Annotated in this window: 9 protein-coding genes; 7 read left to right on the top strand and 2 right to left on the bottom strand. The window is 32.4% G+C overall.

Annotated features, from left to right (window positions below; translation table 11 throughout):
- Nucleotides 1–33: 33 nt before the first annotated feature.
- The gene (locus KM029_RS09940) at nt 34–2,640 is read left to right on the top strand and encodes a hypothetical protein (RefSeq protein WP_144073148.1); all 2,607 of its coding nucleotides are present in this window, start codon (nt 34–36) and stop codon (nt 2,638–2,640) included.
- Nucleotides 2,641–2,785: 145 nt separating this feature from the next.
- Here the strand turns inward: KM029_RS09940 and KM029_RS09935 are convergent, their stop codons facing one another.
- A complete protein-coding gene (locus tag KM029_RS09935) occupies nt 2,786–3,649 on the bottom strand; it encodes a LysR family transcriptional regulator (RefSeq protein WP_144073147.1) in 864 nt (287 codons plus the stop codon).
- 98 nt (nt 3,650–3,747) lie between these two features.
- Here KM029_RS09935 and KM029_RS09930 point away from each other — a divergent pair, with 98 nt between their 5' ends.
- The gene (locus tag KM029_RS09930; RefSeq protein WP_144073146.1) at nt 3,748–4,455 is read left to right on the top strand and encodes a class I SAM-dependent methyltransferase; all 708 of its coding nucleotides are present in this window, start codon (nt 3,748–3,750) and stop codon (nt 4,453–4,455) included.
- A 121-nt stretch (nt 4,456–4,576) separates the two neighbouring features.
- Here the strand turns inward: KM029_RS09930 and KM029_RS09925 are convergent, their stop codons facing one another.
- Nucleotides 4,577–6,109 carry a hypothetical protein gene (locus tag KM029_RS09925; RefSeq protein ID WP_144073145.1) on the bottom strand — a complete coding sequence of 511 codons (1,533 nt, stop codon included), beginning with the start codon at nt 6,107–6,109 and terminating at the stop codon, nt 4,577–4,579.
- 283 nt (nt 6,110–6,392) lie between these two features.
- On the opposite strand from KM029_RS09925, the gene KM029_RS09920 reads away from it, so the two are divergent.
- From KM029_RS09920 to KM029_RS09900, 5 genes are all read left to right on the top strand, one after another.
- Nucleotides 6,393–10,370: a starch-binding protein gene (locus KM029_RS09920; RefSeq protein WP_158631020.1), complete on the top strand. Its 3,978-nt coding sequence runs from the start codon at nt 6,393–6,395 to the stop codon at nt 10,368–10,370.
- Between the two features lie 489 nt (nt 10,371–10,859).
- Nucleotides 10,860–12,506, top strand: coding sequence for a DUF6377 domain-containing protein (locus tag KM029_RS09915; protein ID WP_215586341.1), 1,647 nt, complete (start codon nt 10,860–10,862; stop codon nt 12,504–12,506).
- A 205-nt stretch (nt 12,507–12,711) separates the two neighbouring features.
- On the top strand, nt 12,712–14,853 hold the full coding sequence (locus KM029_RS09910) for a glycoside hydrolase family 97 protein (RefSeq protein WP_144073142.1): 2,142 nt from the start codon (nt 12,712–12,714) through the stop codon (nt 14,851–14,853).
- Nucleotides 14,854–15,014: 161 nt separating this feature from the next.
- On the top strand, nt 15,015–16,421 hold the full coding sequence (locus KM029_RS09905) for a hypothetical protein (protein WP_144073141.1): 1,407 nt from the start codon (nt 15,015–15,017) through the stop codon (nt 16,419–16,421).
- 86 nt (nt 16,422–16,507) lie between these two features.
- A complete protein-coding gene (locus tag KM029_RS09900) occupies nt 16,508–17,032 on the top strand; it encodes a hypothetical protein (protein WP_144073140.1) in 525 nt (174 codons plus the stop codon).
- Nucleotides 17,033–17,213 lie beyond the last annotated feature (181 nt).

Raw genomic sequence — 17,213 nt, 5'->3', positions numbered from 1 at the left:
GTAATTACTTTTTAAAACTCTCTAACAACATACATGAAATACTTATTAACTATACTACTTCTTTTTAATACATCTATTTTAATTGGCCAATCTATTATTCAAGGAGAGATAACCAATGTGGCTAATAAGCCAATAAATGGAGCCTCAATAATTGCTTATCAGATAGATAAAGAAATTATTTTAGGATTTGGGATATCAAGTAGTGATGGAAGTTTTAAAATCTCATTAAAAGTACATCAAGATAGTGTAAAAGTAGTAGCGAGGTCACTTGGGTATGAATTATCTTCTAAAAGAATACTGGTAGATGAAAACTTTCTTCGTTTTCAATTGATTCATTCTGATAAATATTTAAAAGAGTTAGAAGTAAAAACTAGACCAATTACTGAAGAAGGAGATACATTAAATTATAATGTAGCATCGTTTTCAAAAGAAGGAGATGAATCTATTGAAGATGTCTTAAAACGTATGCCTGGAATAGAAGTCAGTGAAGATGGTAAAATCCAATATCAAGGAAAGGCAATTAATAGGTTTTATGTAGAAGGGAAAGACCTAATGGGAGCTCAATATGCCATTACTTCTAAGAATTTGCCGAAAAATGCTGTAGCCTCTGTCGAAGTTCTGAAAAATCACCAACCTGTAAAAATGTTGAATGAGGTAGTACATTCTGTAGATCCTGCAATAAATATTGTACTAAAGGAAGGGGTAAGTGTCACAGGAAATGCTGAAATAGGAGTAGGAGTACCTAATATTTGGTATGGCAAAGTGACACCTATGGTTTTCAATAAAAAACATCAGACTATAAATGTGATTTCTTCAACAAACTCTGGAAAAGACGAATTGTCAGCTTTTAATGCTATTAATTTGTTTGATTATTTGGAATTTGGTTTGATAGAAAGCGCCCCCTCTTTTTTATTAGGCAAACAACCAATGGAAAACAATCTCTTCAAAAAGAGTGAATATAATGACCATCAAACTCATACTTTGACAACCAACTATATTACAGGTTTTGGAAAGGGAGACCTAAAAGTAAATATAGATGCTTATTATGATAAACGTTTTCAAGAACTAGCTTCTAATACTTTTTATTTTGTTCCGAAGGATACAATTGCCATTAAGAACCTTCAACAATCTACTTTTAATAAGAAGTATATAAAAACAAAATTAACGTATGAACACAATGCTGATGAAAATTATTTTAAAAATGTTTTTCATTTTAAGTTTTTAGAAAATGAAGAAGTTTCAAGTTTTTATCAGAATGAGGAATACATACCACAGAATACAAAGCGATTGTTTTATAATATTGGTAATAAATTGAGTAAAATTATAAAGCTAGGAAATATATATTATAAGTTGAATGCTTATTTAGAGTATACCAATACACCTGAACAACTTCACTTTACAGGAGGACCTTTGATTAATTCAATGATAGATTCTTTGCAGAAAGTAGAGCAACAAACTTATCAGAGACATTTAAAAACGTTTATAGGGACGAGTATTATAAAGAAGTGGAAAAATATCACATTAGATACAAAATTCAGTTTTAATTATAGTTTTAAATCTTTGACCTCAGACGTATTTACTGATAAAGAAGGTTCAGGTCTTAATTATCAAAATGATTTATATTATCATGCAATTATACCTAAAGTGTCACCTTCAATTCAATATAAACATAAGAGGTTATTGCTTTCAGTTATACCAAATGTGTCTTACCAGACAAGGATTTTACAAGATCAATTTCAAATTTCTGAAAGCGTAATCCATCAGTTAATATTCGAACCTAATGCTTATATAACTTATAATTTAGCAGGAGTGAAATGGTCAGGACATTATTCTTACAATACAAATTTTTTGGAACTTCCTCAGATGTATAGTGGGATAATTATTAATAATTACAACGCAGCCAACCAACAAGAATTACCAATTCTTCAAACGAAACTTCAGACTTTTAGAAATGAATTGTCTTATGAAATCCCAATGGCTTCAATGAATTTTTACTCCAGTTATGAATACAATACCACTAATAAAGATTGGATTTCAGCTTATGAAGTAAATAATGAGGGAGTCACTTTGATGAAGACTTTGGATTATGAGAATAACCAAGGGATAAGTCAAAAACTGGAAGGAAACATTGATTGGTTTATTTTAGCCTTAAGAACGACAATTAAAGGAGGTGTAGAAGTAGGGGAAAGTGAAGAAAATGTCATTTTGAATGGAGATGATAATAGAAATAAAAATAACTTTATTCAATATGAAGGAATAATAGATTTCCCTATTATTAAGGGTTTAGTATTATCAACTTTCTATACAAGATATAATTCGGAAAATACTTATCAAGAGATGAATAAAGTGAATTGGTCTCAAGAAATTATAGGTGGTGAACTTCAGTTTTCAAAAAAGAAACATTTATTGAAATGGAATAACAAATGGATCAATCATACTTTTGTTGATGATCAATTTCTTTATATGGATCTATCCTATCAATATAAATTTAATAAGAAAATAAAAATAAAATTTATTGCTCAAAATCTTTTAAACCATCAATCTTACACTCAAACAAATACGAATGCTTACCAAAGTAACCAAACTTTTTTCTATTTAAGACCAAGGCAGTTGGTGTTAGAGTTAAAGTTTTCTCTTTAAAAGATTATTTTTTTTAAACCTAAATTGGTAATTCAAATGCACTTTTTATTGAAGTAATTTCATCAATACGTTGCAAGGCTATATCAATTACTACTTCTTAAGTATTTTTGGTTAATCTTAGAGAAAAAGTTCTAGAATTCAATTATCAATCTAATAAAAAAGAAACTGCTGAGTTAGTAATTTGTGTCTCTCCATTTTTAGGTGTAGCGATTAAAACATCTGTTGAAAAATTATTATTTAAACCTAAAAATGATAATTCAGGTGATGTATGGCTATTTTTTAAGCTTGATGGTACAATAGAAACACCTAATCCATTTTTTACTAATTGAATTATAGAATTGATGTTATTTGATTCATGAACAATATTAGGAATAAATCCATATTGAGAACAGATTTCAACAAGGGTATTATAATATATAGGAGCATAATCTTTATTAAAAAACACAAACACCTTATCTTTCACATCAGATAAGTCAGTAACATTACCAATTAATGTACTATTGTAAACAAAAGAATAGTGATCTTTAAACCACAGTTTAGAAGTGATTTTTGTAGAGACTAAAGGAGCTCTAATAATTCCTAAATCCAATTTATTTTGTTCTAAAGCTGCAATTTGTTTTGAAGTTGAGACTTCATACAGCTTGATTTTTAAAAATGGATATTGCCCCATTAGAAATTTTATTAGTTGGGCAATTTTGTCGGAGAATGTGGAACTTATATAGCCAATTCGGTACTCACCATTTACATTTTCTGAAATCTTTTTTGTTTTTAAAACTACAGATTCCAAGTTTTGTAATTGATTTATAACCTCTTCTTTAAAATATTTCCCAGCCTCTGTTAAGACTACTTTTTTGTTATTCCTTTCAAACAACTTCGCACCAAGTTCATTTTCAAGTTCTTTTATTTGCCTACTTAAAGGAGGTTGAGAAATAAAAAGCTTGTTGGCAGCTTTTGTAAAGTTGAGTTCTTCAGCTACAGCTAAAAAATATTTCAAATGTCTTATTTCCATAACTATACTTTAAAGGTATTATTGGATGACAAATTAAGTCTTTTTAAAGTCAAATAAAGCATCATACATTTGAAACATACAATTAAAACAATGTAAAAATGAACAAATCAACAGTTACAGAAATTAAAGAACGCTTTGATAATGATGTCGAACGTTTCTCAAATTTAGAAACAGGACAGGTTGCCACAATTGATGCAGAAATATCACTTGAACTATTAACAGAAACAGCCAAAAGAGTTGTACCAAATGCTAAAAATGTATTAGATGTAGGTTGCGGTGCAGGTAACTACAGCTTAAAGATGTTAACTAAAATCCCAAACCTTAATAGTACTTTAGTAGATTTAAGTAAACCAATGTTAGATAAAGCAGAGGAAAGAGTTTCTGCTGAAACGAATAACAATGTAGAAACTATTCAAGGAGATATTCGAGAGGTAAATTTAAACGAAAATAGTTTTGATATAATTTTGGCAGGTGCAGTATTACACCATTTAAGAGACAATAAAGATTGGGAAACTACATTCCAAAAATTATATCAATTATTAAAACCAGGAGGCTGTTTAATGATCTCAGATTTAATAACGCAAGAAATAGATGATGTCAATAAATTTACTTGGGAACGCTATGGTGATTATTTAGAAAATATAGGTGGGAAGGAGTACAGGCAAAAAGTTTTGGCGTATATCGATAAAGAAGATTCTCCAAGATCTATGACCTATCAATTAGAATTGATGAAAAAAGTAGGTTTTAGAAAAACGGAAATCTTACATAAAAATATGTGCTTTGGTGCTTTTGGTGGAATTAAATAATCTATACAATTATAGGGAGTGTTTCATATCACTGAATATTTCAAATAAGTACAATAGTAATAAAAAAGACAGGCTACTCTCGAATGAGGGGAACCTGTCTTTAAATATTTAGATATTAAAATTACCTTTTACCAGTTGCGTAAATCTTATTACTATCGTATCTATCAGTAATTTTTACATGAAATTTTTCTGTATTTAAACTAGCATAGTTTAATCCTATACCGTCAACATTAGATAAAATATTTAGCTGACTAGTTTCAGAAATAGTTGATGATACTTTTACCATTCCACCTTCAGCATACAGCTCACCAAGTTTTACATTATTAGTAGTATATAAATCAAGGTTTAAAGTTTTTGTACCAACAGAAGAGTTAGTATATAACTTTACTACAGCAACTGTTGTTTTATCAATTCTTTCTGTTAATGTTACAGTACCAAAAGAATAACCATTTGAAATGTCATTTAATTGAATCACAGTTGTTTGGACTGTCTTTGCAGCTGTTCCAATATCAACTTTAGCCCAATAGTGAGAGCTAGTTGCCATAAAAACATTATATTGATTATTTAGTAATTCAGTATAAGAGATTTCTTGATCTGTATTGTTTTTAATATACCTCACATCTTTATATTGAATGCCATTTTCGTATCTATATTTAAATAACGAATCTACAACTGTACCTTGCCCAGTAGCAAAGTTTTGAGTTCTTAATGTAACATCAAGATCCTGATCTGTAGTGTGTTTTCCTGTCATTTCTACAGAAGCTAAAGAAAAACCATTTTCTCTTTCTTCTAAAGTAAATGTTCCTACTATATCAGCGTTATTATCATGAATTAGTGTATAACTAATTGAATTTCCTGTTAAAGTATTTCCTCCAATATCTGTTTTACTTACTACCTCTTTATTGCTATTAGAAATATTTAAATACCCATTTTTAATAGCTGAAGGTGTAGCAAACTGGTCAATATTAGTATATGACACAGTTGTACCTTCTAAAATTGGTTGAAGATTACTTAAAATTTCTGATTCTTTTGCTTCCAAAGCAGAACCACTTATAATTCTAGGGTTCATTGCTGACTCAGCAGGTTTATTTAACTGAACAACTGTAAGCATTATACCATTTTCTTTTGGTAAAAATTTTATATTTCCTTCTAAAGAACCAGAAAGTGCATATTCTCTTTTTTGGTTATCAATAAATTGAGCATCCCCTAATTGTGTAAAGTGGATAGGGCTTATTGAATTTTGAACAATGATATGAGCATCTAATGCTAATAGTTCTTCGTAGCTAATGGCACTTCCATTATCAAAACTACTCACTATAGATGCTGATGTAGATTCCCCTGTTGTAATACTATTTAAAGTGATTAAAGTAGAAGGATTCGCCTCTCCAAACTCGCCTGAGTTTACAACTACCGATAAATCTTCAGTAGCAGGAGAGTGAAGATTAATTTTTACAACCGTATTTCCTTTTTCATCTTTTTCTATTTGAAGTAAACCACTATTAATAATGTCTTCAAAAGAATATAAAGCAAAGTCTTTTACTTCTACAGGACTTTGGTCTGGTGTAGAAAGAGCATCGTCTTGATTACTATTACAAGAAGCGGCTAAAATAGCAATAAGAATAAAACTAATAATAGTAGTAAATAGATTTTTCATAGTGTACTTTTTTAGATGATTATACTTAGTAAAACGATACTCCTAGCATGATGATTTCCGAAAAAGTTTCATTGTACACCTAATTAAGACCAATCTAATGTTTACTGTTTTATAGGTAGCGCCTTATAAACTTACCCGTGCCATTACTTGTGTTTACCTATTAATTAAGTGTTGGAACGACAATAAATAAGGAATTCTCTATTCTTGTGTCACCGTACTCTAAACGACTAACATCATCCTTTACTTCAAAACATTACAACTAGTACTCAATTAAAGTATGAAAATGAAAATTACTAAATTACTGTTAGGGTGGATTACCTTTTTGGTACTCTCGTCTTCCAATCTTTTTGCACAAGTAGATTTTAGAGAAGAATCAATCTATTTCTTAATGACCACTCGTTTCTTTGATGGTGATCCAGGAAATAATGTACCAAATGAATGGTCGTCTTATAATCCAGATCCAGAGGTTAACCCAGCTATTACAGATCCAAATGATGTCACTTGGAAAGGTGATTTTAAGGGGTTAATCGAAAAGCTTGACTACATCAAAGACTTAGGTTTTACAGCAATATGGATTACGCCAATTGTACAAAACTGGAGTCCTTTAGATTACCATGGTTACCATGCGTATGATTTCACAAAAGTAGATCCTCGTTTAGAATCACCAGGGGCAACTTTTCAAGATTTAATTGATGAGTGCCATGCTCGTGATATGAAAATTGTTTTGGATGTTGTCACTAATCACGCAGGTCGTTTTGGTATAAAAGGACATGCCGAAATTAAGTACAATACAGATACTGCATCAGTTTGGGGACAGGATAAAGACGGTAATCCGTTACAGCCTAATCCAAATTGGGAATACGATGGTTTAACACCTAACCCAGATGATGGTTTAATTTGGAGTAGAGCGAATATACCTGCATTGCCAGCACCTTATAATGAGGATTTAGCCTTATATAATTGGCCAAGTACAATTTCTTATGTAAACACTACAGATGCAGATTGGTACCACCAAAGTGGAAATGGTTTTGCTCAAGGGTGGGACGATACAGAAAACTTATACAATAGAGCTTTAGCAGGAGATACACCAGATTTAAATACTGCAAGCCCAGAAGTTAGAGAGTATTTAGTAAATGCTTATGCTACTTTTATTAATATGGGTGTTGATGCTTTCCGTTGGGATACCATCAAACATATGAGTAAAGAAGATGTTTTATACTTCTTAGATGCATTTAAGGCAATCAACCCAGACTTATTTATTTTTGGTGAAGTGGCACAAAAACGTCATGAATTACATCAAGAAGAAGCAATTAACCCGCACTGGTATACTTGGAGAGGAGCAACTAATGCATCAGAACCATCGGGAATGGCAGTACTTGATTTTTACGCTGAGGCAAGTTTTCATGGCCCATTTGAATATGGAGAAAGCTTTTCGGGTGTAAAAGCAGCAGATCGTTACGATCATTTATATGCTGATCCTTCTACTAACTTATTGTGGTTAGATAACCATGATTTTGGGCCAAACAACGATTGGAATAAACGTTACGGAGGAACAGACGAAAACCTTGCTGCATGTTTAAATTTCATGTTTACTTGGAGAGGTATTCCAATTGTATATTATGGAACAGAAATGCGTTTTATGTCGGGTGCTTTTGCTGATATTCATGATGCTCAAGGAATTAAAAAGTCGATTAACGAAACTGGTAGAGCGTATTATGGTGATGTAATGGACCAAGCGCCAAGTCATAAGATCTATCAGCATATTAAAAAGTTAAATGCCATTAGATCTGCTGTTCCTGCTTTACAAAAAGGAGAATGGCGTTGGGATGGTTCTACAAGTGGTAACGGAGTTGGTTATGTTCGTAAACATGGTAACAGCGAAGTAGCAGTAGGATTAGCAAAAGATGGTGCTGCAACTTTTAACTTTTCGGGTTTAACAAACGGTACGTATAGAGATGCTGTAACAGGTAAAGAATATGCCGTAACAAACGGAACTTTAACAACAACAGTTGAGTCTGCTTCTGCATCAATTTATGTATTAAATGGTCCTGGTATGATTGGTGGTAATGGTGTTGGTTTCTTCCAAGCAGGAGAAGGCGGACCAAGTAAACCATTTGTAACAGCATCTCCAGAGCCAAAACGTTATGATAATCCAGTAAATGTTTCTCTTTCTGCAACTTTAGGAGCAGGTGGACCTTACACTGTTTATTATACTACAGATGGTAGTTTGCCAACACAAAACAGTGCGGTGTATTCTTCTCAGATTGCTGTAACTGAAGATATGGATATTAAAGCGATGGCAAAAGATACAGATGGAAATCTTTCTGATGTAACTACACTATCGTATAGAATTGGAGAAGTAGAAGGTTTAGAAGTTTACTTTAAGAAACCATCTAATTGGAGTGCCGCAAATGTACATTATTGGTCTGAAGTACCTGTTGGAGCATTAACGCCAAGTGCATGGCCTGGTCCAGTAATGGAAGATATTGGTAATGGATGGTTTAAATATGTATTTGAGGCTACAGAATCTGTTAACTTATTATTTAGTGATAACGGAGGAAGTAAATCAGATGATTTGTCTAGGTCATCAAACGGTTGGTATGATGGAACAACTTGGCATAGTACATGTCCAGATTGTGAACCAGAACCTCAAACTCCACCAGTATTATCATTATCAACAGCAAATAATACAGCTACATTGTCTGCTACACAAAATGGTGTAATTTATTATACGTTAGACGGAAGTGCTCCTACAACATCAAGTACACTTTATACAAGTACAGTTACATTTACAGGAGCTGAAGGAGATGTAATTACATTAAAAGCAGTAGCAGTAAACAACGCAGGAACATCAAACGAAGTGACAACTTCTTATACAATTCCTGTAATTCCTGATGTAGAAGGAATGACTGTATATTTTAAAACAGATTGTACAAACCCATCTATTTATTTTTGGGCGAACGATGGAGTAGATGCTACTGCATGGCCAGGTAAAGCAATGATGGTTTCTTCTGATTATCCTGGTTTTTACGAGTACACTATTGAAGGTGCTACATCAACTAACCTGATTTTACTTTGTGGTGCTACAAAAATAACGGGAGACGAAATGGGTGTTGCCGGAGATGTTTGGTATGATAACGGATGGATTCCAAACCCTACACCAACACCAGATACAGTAGCTCCATCAATTACTATTTCTCCAAATGGAGCAACATTCTCAGGTTCGGGTACGGTAACATTATCTGCTTCTGATGATAAAGACAGTACACCAACTATTTATTATACATTGGATGGTTCTACGCCTACGGTTTCTTCTGCAAGTGCACAAACATCTGTAGCGTTAACTGTAACAGAAAGCATGACGATTAAAGCGTTTGCACAAGATGACACATTAAATGCATCGGCAGTTGTGAGTGCAAGTTTTGTGGTAGAAGAAGTGCAAGGTGGATTTACAGTTTATACACAAGGTTACGAGTATATCCATCATTGGAGTGCTGAACCAACAGGTGCTTTTGCAAGTTCTACATGGCCGGGTGTAAGCATGTCAATGGAAAATGGATGGTATAAATTCCAATTCCCTGAAAATGTAACATCGAGTAATATCTTGTTCCATGGCACAAATGGTCAGACGGCAGATATGAGCAGAGATAAAAATGGTTGGTACAAAGAGGGTGTTTGGTACGATCAAGAACCTGTAGTACTTCCGGTAGATGGTTTAACTATTCATTTAAAAACTACGTGGTCTACTCCTAAAATGCATTACTGGAATGCATCGGATGGAAGTTCATCAGCTTGGCCTGGTGTTGCAATGGTTGCAGATGGGAATGGATGGTATTCTTACACTATCGAAAATGTATCTTCAGCAAATGTATTATTCCATGATGGAAATGGTAATCAAACAGGAGATTTAACAAGATCTTCTGAAGGTTGGTACATGGATGGAGTATGGTATAATTCAAACCCTGAGTCTAGTAACGGAAGAACAACAACTACTACTTTAGACTTAGCAAGTGAGTTACTAATTTATCCTACAGAAATTCAGAATAAATTTACAGTTTCTTTAAAACTACTTTCTGATACTAATGTAGTACTGCAAATGATTAACCTAAATGGACAAGAAGTAATGGAGCCAATCACAGAAAACCTTCTTAAAGGTAGACACAGTTTTACTGTAGATAATATCCAATTGAAGTCTGGGTTGTATTTATTAAAAGTAAGTACAGGAGATCAGATCTATGTGAAGAAAATTCTTAAAAAATAATAAAATTATAGATAGGGAAGAAGAACTGTAAAAGGTGTTTCTTTCCTGTTTTTATGCTTGTTCTAGCGTCATTTTATAAGGTGGTACGCATTTATACTACTGTGGTACGCTATAAATCCAATTTTACCTTAGAATTGTAACTGTCTATTAAGTATGAAAATGAACTATGAATAACTAAGGTATTTTAAGAAAGAGAGTATTTTCTTTCCTAAAAAATCAACCTTCTTGTATAACAAGAACTAAAGAACAAGCACTTATTATTCATCTAATTTTAAATTATCCTGTAAGTATATTTAGATATACTTACAGGTAATTTATGAAAACTAAAACTACGATTTTGAGTCTCAGATGAACAGAGATTGACATATACATATAATTAGAAGATTAGCAACTGAAATTCTATATAAATAAGACCTTAATAAGGTCTTTTTTTTACGACAAAATGTTATTAACTAATTAATGAGTACTTTTGTTAAGTACATGAAGAAAATGAAAATGAAGATCCACTGCTTAATAGTATTATTTTTAGTTTGTTGTAGTACTGTTTGTACAAATGTGTATGCACAAGATAACTATGATTTTACCGAACTAGATATCTATCTTTCTCAAAGAGAGACTTATTTCCAAAAACGTCTCAATCAAATAGATATTCTTAAAGAGCAATTGCAAGTAGAGAAAAAAGGAGCAGTGAAGTACGAATTAATGTTACTTTTAGCAAAGAAGTATCTTCCTTATAATTCAGACTCAGCGTTAACTTATGCACGGTCTGTACATCAATTGTCTAAGTCTTTAAACGATAAAAATAAACTGATTGCATCAGAGCTTCTATTGTCTCAAACCTATATTCTTGTAGGCTTGTATCATGAAGCAATAGCAATATTAGACAATTACAGAGATGAACAACTAAGCCCTAATTTTTTAAGTGAGTACTATGCTATCAATGCTCAACTTTATAATACATTATTATCTTTAAGAAATACATCTGGCGTATCTAATCAATATAAAAAAGAATGGCGATACTACGAAGAAGGAATTTTAAGGGTAGACAAAAAAGGAAGTCTATCTTATTTACTAACAAATGCAGAGTTATTAAAAGATAAAGGTGCTTATAAAAAAGCGGTAGAAGTACTAGAAAGCCTATTGAGCAACTTAAAAGAAAAAGATAGAGTATATGCACCAACAGCTTACGCATTGGCAGATGCTTATGGAAGAATGGGGAACGAGCAGAAAAAGATTAATTACTTAATTTTATCTGCAAGATCTGATATTCAGAACGGTATTAAAGAGCATGCAGCATTAAGAGAATTGGCACTTGCACTTTTTAAAATTAACGAAATCCAAAGAGCAAATACTTATTTAAAAGTAGCATTAGAAGATGCCGTGGAGAGTAACACCCAATTAAGACAATATGAAGTGTTAGAAATTTTACCTGTAATAGATCACGCTTATCAAGAGAATCAAACGAGAACGCGTACCAACATGAAGATTTTTATTACGGTTGTAAGCCTTCTATCAGTGGTCTTATTTTTTGCTATCTTTTTTATCCAAAAGCAGAAAGGAAAATTACAGTCATCTAATAAGCAAGTAGTAGATGCCAATACCAAATTACATTTACTAAACGAGCAGTTAAAAGAAAGTAATGATAAAGTGGCTTCGGCTAATCTTGCTTTAAAGAGTGTAAATAACATACAAGAAGAATCTATTGCAAGGTACCTAAAACTGTGTTCTATGTACATTGGAAAAATGGATGATTACCGAAAACAATTATTACGCAAAGGGAATAAAGGAACGAAAGAAGATATTTTAAAACTATTGAAATCTAAAGAAGTGGTAGATCAAGAATTGAAGCTTTTTTATAAAGATTTTGACGAATCGTTTCTTAAATTATACCCTAATTTTGTAGCAGATTATAACCATTTGATGCAACCTGAAGCCAAAATCATTTTAAAGAAAAGTGAATTACTTAATACAGAACTTCGTGTATTTGCATTAGTACGATTAGGTATTGATGAAAGCACTCAGATAGCAGAGTTTTTAAGATATTCTATTACTACAATATATAACTACAGAACCAAGGCAAGAAACAATACAATAGTAGAAAGAGAGCAATTTGAAGATAAATTAAAAGAAATTTAAAGCTATTGTATAGAGTTATGTGATTGTGTTTGTATTTTTATTATTAAAATATCACTACTTTTTATGCTTTGTTGCTGTGTGTTATTTGATTGATATATAGTGTTTTAAGTGTATTATTCTACTACTTTTTAACAACTTGTGTTAGTTCTACACTTTTGTTTGCCGTATGTTTGTACTATCGAAATGAAAACAAAAGCGGTATAGCATGAAAACAAATATCATAACTTTATTTATTGCATTATTAGCAATATCTACGCAAGCACAAACGCTAAAATCACCTAGTGGAAATTTCACTATGGAATTTGCGTTAACATCAAATGGAACTCCTACATATAAATTAGAACTTGATGGAGAACCTATCATTAAAGAAAGTAAATTAGGTCTTGAATTAATCAATGACACAAACCTTATTGAAGGTTTTAAAGTAAACGGTACTGAAGAAAGTACATTTGACCAAACTTGGGAGCCAGTTTGGGGTGAATTTAAAGAAATCAGAAATCATTATAACGAATTAGAAGTTACACTTCAGCAAGCAAAAACAGACCGTATAATGGTGGTTCGTTTTAGATTGTTTGATGACGGTTTAGGCTTCCGCTATGAATTTCCAGAGCAACCAAATTTAATCTACTTTGTAGTTAAAGAAGAGCATACGCAATTTGCTATGACGGGTGACCACACTGCTTATTGGATTCCTGGCGATTATGATTCTCAAGAATATGATTACACAATCTCTAAGTTAAGTGAGATTAGAGGTTTATCAGAAAAAGCACAAACAGGTAATGTATCTCAAACGTTTTTTTCTGATACAGGAGTGCAAACTGCATTAATGCTGAAAACAGATAACGGTACTTATATCAACTTACATGAGGCTGCTTTAATAGATTACTCTTGTATGCACTTAGAATTAGATGACAAAAACTTAGTTTTCGAATCTCATTTAACGCCAGATGCACAAGGGGCAAAAGGATATTTACAAGCACCAATGACAACTCCTTGGAGAACAGTTATAGCAAGTAAGGAAGCAGGAGATATCTTATTATCTAGCATTACTTTAAACCTTAACGAACCTGTTGAATACGAAGATACATCTTGGATTAAGCCAGTTAAATACGTTGGTGTTTGGTGGGAAATGATCACAGGAAAAAGCTCTTGGTCGTATACAAATGATATCTATTCTGTAGAGTTAGGCAAAACAGATTATTCGAAAACGAAACCAAACGGTACGCACGGTGCTACTACAGAAAATACAAAACGTTATATTGATTTTGCTGCAGAACATGGCTTTGACGCTGTTCTTGTAGAAGGTTGGAACGAAGGATGGGAAGATTGGTTTGGTAAATCAAAAGATTATGTATTTGATTTTGTTACTCCTTATCCAGATTTTGATGTAGATGAAGTACGTGAGTACGCAAAAAGCAAAGGTGTAAAAATGATGATGCACCATGAAACGTCTGGTTCTATTAGAAACTACGAACGCCACATGGATAGTGCTTATCAATTTATGGTTGATAATGGTTACAATTCTGTAAAATCTGGTTATGTAGGACCAATTTTACCAAGAGGAGACCACCATTACTCACAATGGATTAACAATCACTACTTATATGCTATTAAAAAAGCAGCAGAGTACAAGATTATGGTAAATGCTCACGAGGCTGTTCGCCCTACAGGTTTAGGAAGAACATATCCTAACTTAATTGGTAACGAATCTGCAAGAGGAACAGAGTATGAGGCATTTGTTGGAAATACAGTAAACCATACTACAATTCTTCCATTTACTAGATTAATAGGTGGACCAATGGATTACACTCCAGGTATTTTTGTTACAGATATTAGCAAATTAGAAGCAAGTAGAACTTCTTATGTAAGAACTACTTTAGCAAGACAATTGGCTTTGTATGTTACAATGTACTCTCCATTACAAATGGCAGCAGATTTACCTGAACATTACGAAATGTACATGGATGCTTTCCAGTTTATTAAAGACGTTGCTATTGATTGGGACGACACTAAAGTATTGGAAGCAGAACCAGGTGATTACATCACTTATGCTCGTAAAGCAAAAGATTCTAGCAGCTGGTTTGTAGGTAAAACAAACGATGAAACTCCACGTACATCAACTATTAAGTTTGATTTCTTGGATACAGATAAGAAGTATATCGCTACAGTTTATTCTGATGCAAAGGATGCTAACTTCAAAACAAATCCTCAAGCATATCAAATTAAAAAATATGTTGTTTCTAGCAAATCTAAATTAGCATTATTTACTGCTCCAGGTGGTGGATACGCTATTAGTATTGTTGAAGTAAAAGACAAAGCAGAAACAAAAGGTATTAAAAAGATCTAACGATTTCGGTCAAAAGTCATCAGGTGTTAGCGTATTGCTAATGTTTGAAATTCGAAACGTAAAGAAGGAAAACCTAGTCGTATTATATGACTAGGTTTTTTCTGTTTTAGAATAAGTGTAGGTATTATTTTTATTATCTTCCCTTATCTAAAAAATATAAGATGGAAAAGGTACAAATTGAACAAACACTTAAAAAGATAATAGAGAGCGAAGTTTTTGTCTCTTCTTTTAGAGCTAAAGCACTCCTTAATTATCTTATTTCTAAATATTATGATGGAGAGGAAAGTGATTTTTCTTCTTATACCATTGCTTTAGAGGTGTTTGATAGAGAGGAACATTTCGATCCGTCTTTAGACCCAATAGTAAGAGTACAAATAGGGAGGTTGCGTGTTCTTTTATCAAAATTTTATTTGCAAGAAGGAACAAAAGAAGATGCTGTCATTACAATTCCTAGAGGAAGTTATAAGCCCCGTATTTCAGAAAAAGTAACTGATTTAAAAGCAAAGAAAACTGTATTACCAACAGGAACTGCCTATGAGTTTCCTAAACTTCATATTTCACCTTTATATAGTTTTGAAAATAATGAAGAAAAGCAATCTAACTATTTTAAAGAAGTATTATCATCTCGCTTTTTAAGAACAAACTTCTTTAAAGTTACAGATGCTTTAGATGCAGATTTCTATGTTTCTACATTTAAAAATAAGAACGAATTAGGTTTAATTATAAAAGACAGAAACCAACATGGAATTTTAGAAAAGAGCTTTCCAATTACTAAAGAATTAAGCAATTTAAATGATCTTATAGTTTTTACGCAACTACTAATAGATGGTCCTTATGGACTACTTGAGAAGGAGATAGATCAGGTAGAAAGTTTGAAATGGATAAGTACATTTATAGCGTTCGAAGAGATAGTTTTAGAGAAAGGATGGATGGAGTTTATAGGAGAACTTATCACGAAGTTAGAAAAAGTGCTAGGGCAGACAAAAAGCTCTTTCGTTGCATCAATTCTGATAAAATATTACCATATAGATTATCAGTATAACGTATTGAATTTCCCTAATGGTTTAGAAAAAGCAGAAGAGTTATTTAAGTTATATAACTTGGAAACGGCAGATTTCTTGGCCGAAAAAATTTGGAGTGAAATCTATAAGGGCAAACAAGAAAATGCACAAAAGCTTTTCGAGAAATTATTAGCGATAGAGGGGAAGCATTATGAAACAGAAATCCAAGAATTATTACTTCTAGGCTATTTTGGAGACACAAAAGGCTTTATGCAAAAAAAGGAGCAAGTGATGTCTGTAACGGATAAGTTACCGTCAGCATGTATTTCGTTTGAAGCCTTTTTAGCACTTTTAAGAAAAGAAGAAGTAAGTGATGAGCTGCTTAAAAGATTAGAAGACCACTTATATTTCTTCAATTTATTTTTACTAAGTAAGTTATCAAAAACCAAGACTCAAAGAGCACGCTTCAAAACCATTTTAGAAGAAAGTACACCTTCGTTTATAGAGCACCCCCAAAAACTACTGAGCCTTTGGTGTCACCCTACATATGTTACTCAAATTATATAAATCGCGTTACCCCTCGTAACATTGCGTTACTTCTATAAGGAGAATGAAAGGTGAATATTTGTATCATAAACAAAAACAAAAAAGTTATGAAAAATCTATTCACGTTACTTCGCTTAATTACTATAACAACATTATTAAGCGCGTTATTTATTTCTTGCAATTTTGACGATGACGATAGCAATGAAAATGGGATTCCTCCAAAACCTACTACCCCATTAAGTGAAGGTTGTTATTGGAAATGGGATGCAGATGATCATCATTGGGAAACAGAATGTGATAACAGAAACAGAAGTGGAAATGGGCGTTATACAAATCCAAATGTGCCACCAACAACTCAATTGCCAGAAGGTTGCCATTGGGAATGGGATAATGATGACCAACATTGGGAAAGAGAATGTGATGATAACAGAAATATTGGAGGACAACGTCCGGATAGACCTGAATCTCCAAGCCCTTTATGCGATTACGTATGGGATAATGATGATAATGAATGGGAATTAAAATGTAGAGATAATGGTACAGGAAGACCTCCTTTCGATCCTGGAAATTGCCGTTGGGATAGAGAAGATGATGGACAGTATCAATGGGAATTAGAATGTGATAACGACTAGTTGATACTAGAATTAATAATAATAGAGAAGAGTTATTTCAAGTAAAATTGGAATAGCTCTTTATATTCTTAATATAATATTAATAACAATCGGATTATTTCTAGTAATTCGAAATAATGAGTTTGCACAGCCTAATTTTTTTTGAAGTAGTAAATATAATTAATAAGGAAATGGTTCAATT

This window comes from Flammeovirga kamogawensis, from assembly GCF_018736065.1.
Lineage (GTDB): Bacteria > Bacteroidota > Bacteroidia > Cytophagales > Flammeovirgaceae > Flammeovirga > Flammeovirga kamogawensis.
This window is presented reverse-complemented; position numbering and strand designations above follow the sequence as displayed.

Bases quoted from the DNA above. Each gene is read 5' to 3' on its own strand.
- KM029_RS09910 (WP_144073142.1), top strand. From the start codon at position 12,712: ATGAAAACAAATATCATAACTTTATTTATTGCATTATTAGCAATATCT.
- KM029_RS09925 (WP_144073145.1), bottom strand. From the start codon at position 6,109: ATGAAAAATCTATTTACTACTATTATTAGTTTTATTCTTATTGCTATT.
- KM029_RS09935 (WP_144073147.1), bottom strand. From the start codon at position 3,649: ATGGAAATAAGACATTTGAAATATTTTTTAGCTGTAGCTGAAGAACTC.
- KM029_RS09940 (WP_144073148.1), top strand. From the start codon at position 34: ATGAAATACTTATTAACTATACTACTTCTTTTTAATACATCTATTTTA.
- KM029_RS09930 (WP_144073146.1), top strand. From the start codon at position 3,748: ATGAACAAATCAACAGTTACAGAAATTAAAGAACGCTTTGATAATGAT.
- KM029_RS09920 (WP_158631020.1), top strand. From the start codon at position 6,393: ATGAAAATTACTAAATTACTGTTAGGGTGGATTACCTTTTTGGTACTC.
- KM029_RS09915 (WP_215586341.1), top strand. From the start codon at position 10,860: ATGAAAATGAAGATCCACTGCTTAATAGTATTATTTTTAGTTTGTTGT.
- KM029_RS09900 (WP_144073140.1), top strand. From the start codon at position 16,508: ATGAAAAATCTATTCACGTTACTTCGCTTAATTACTATAACAACATTA.
- KM029_RS09905 (WP_144073141.1), top strand. From the start codon at position 15,015: ATGGAAAAGGTACAAATTGAACAAACACTTAAAAAGATAATAGAGAGC.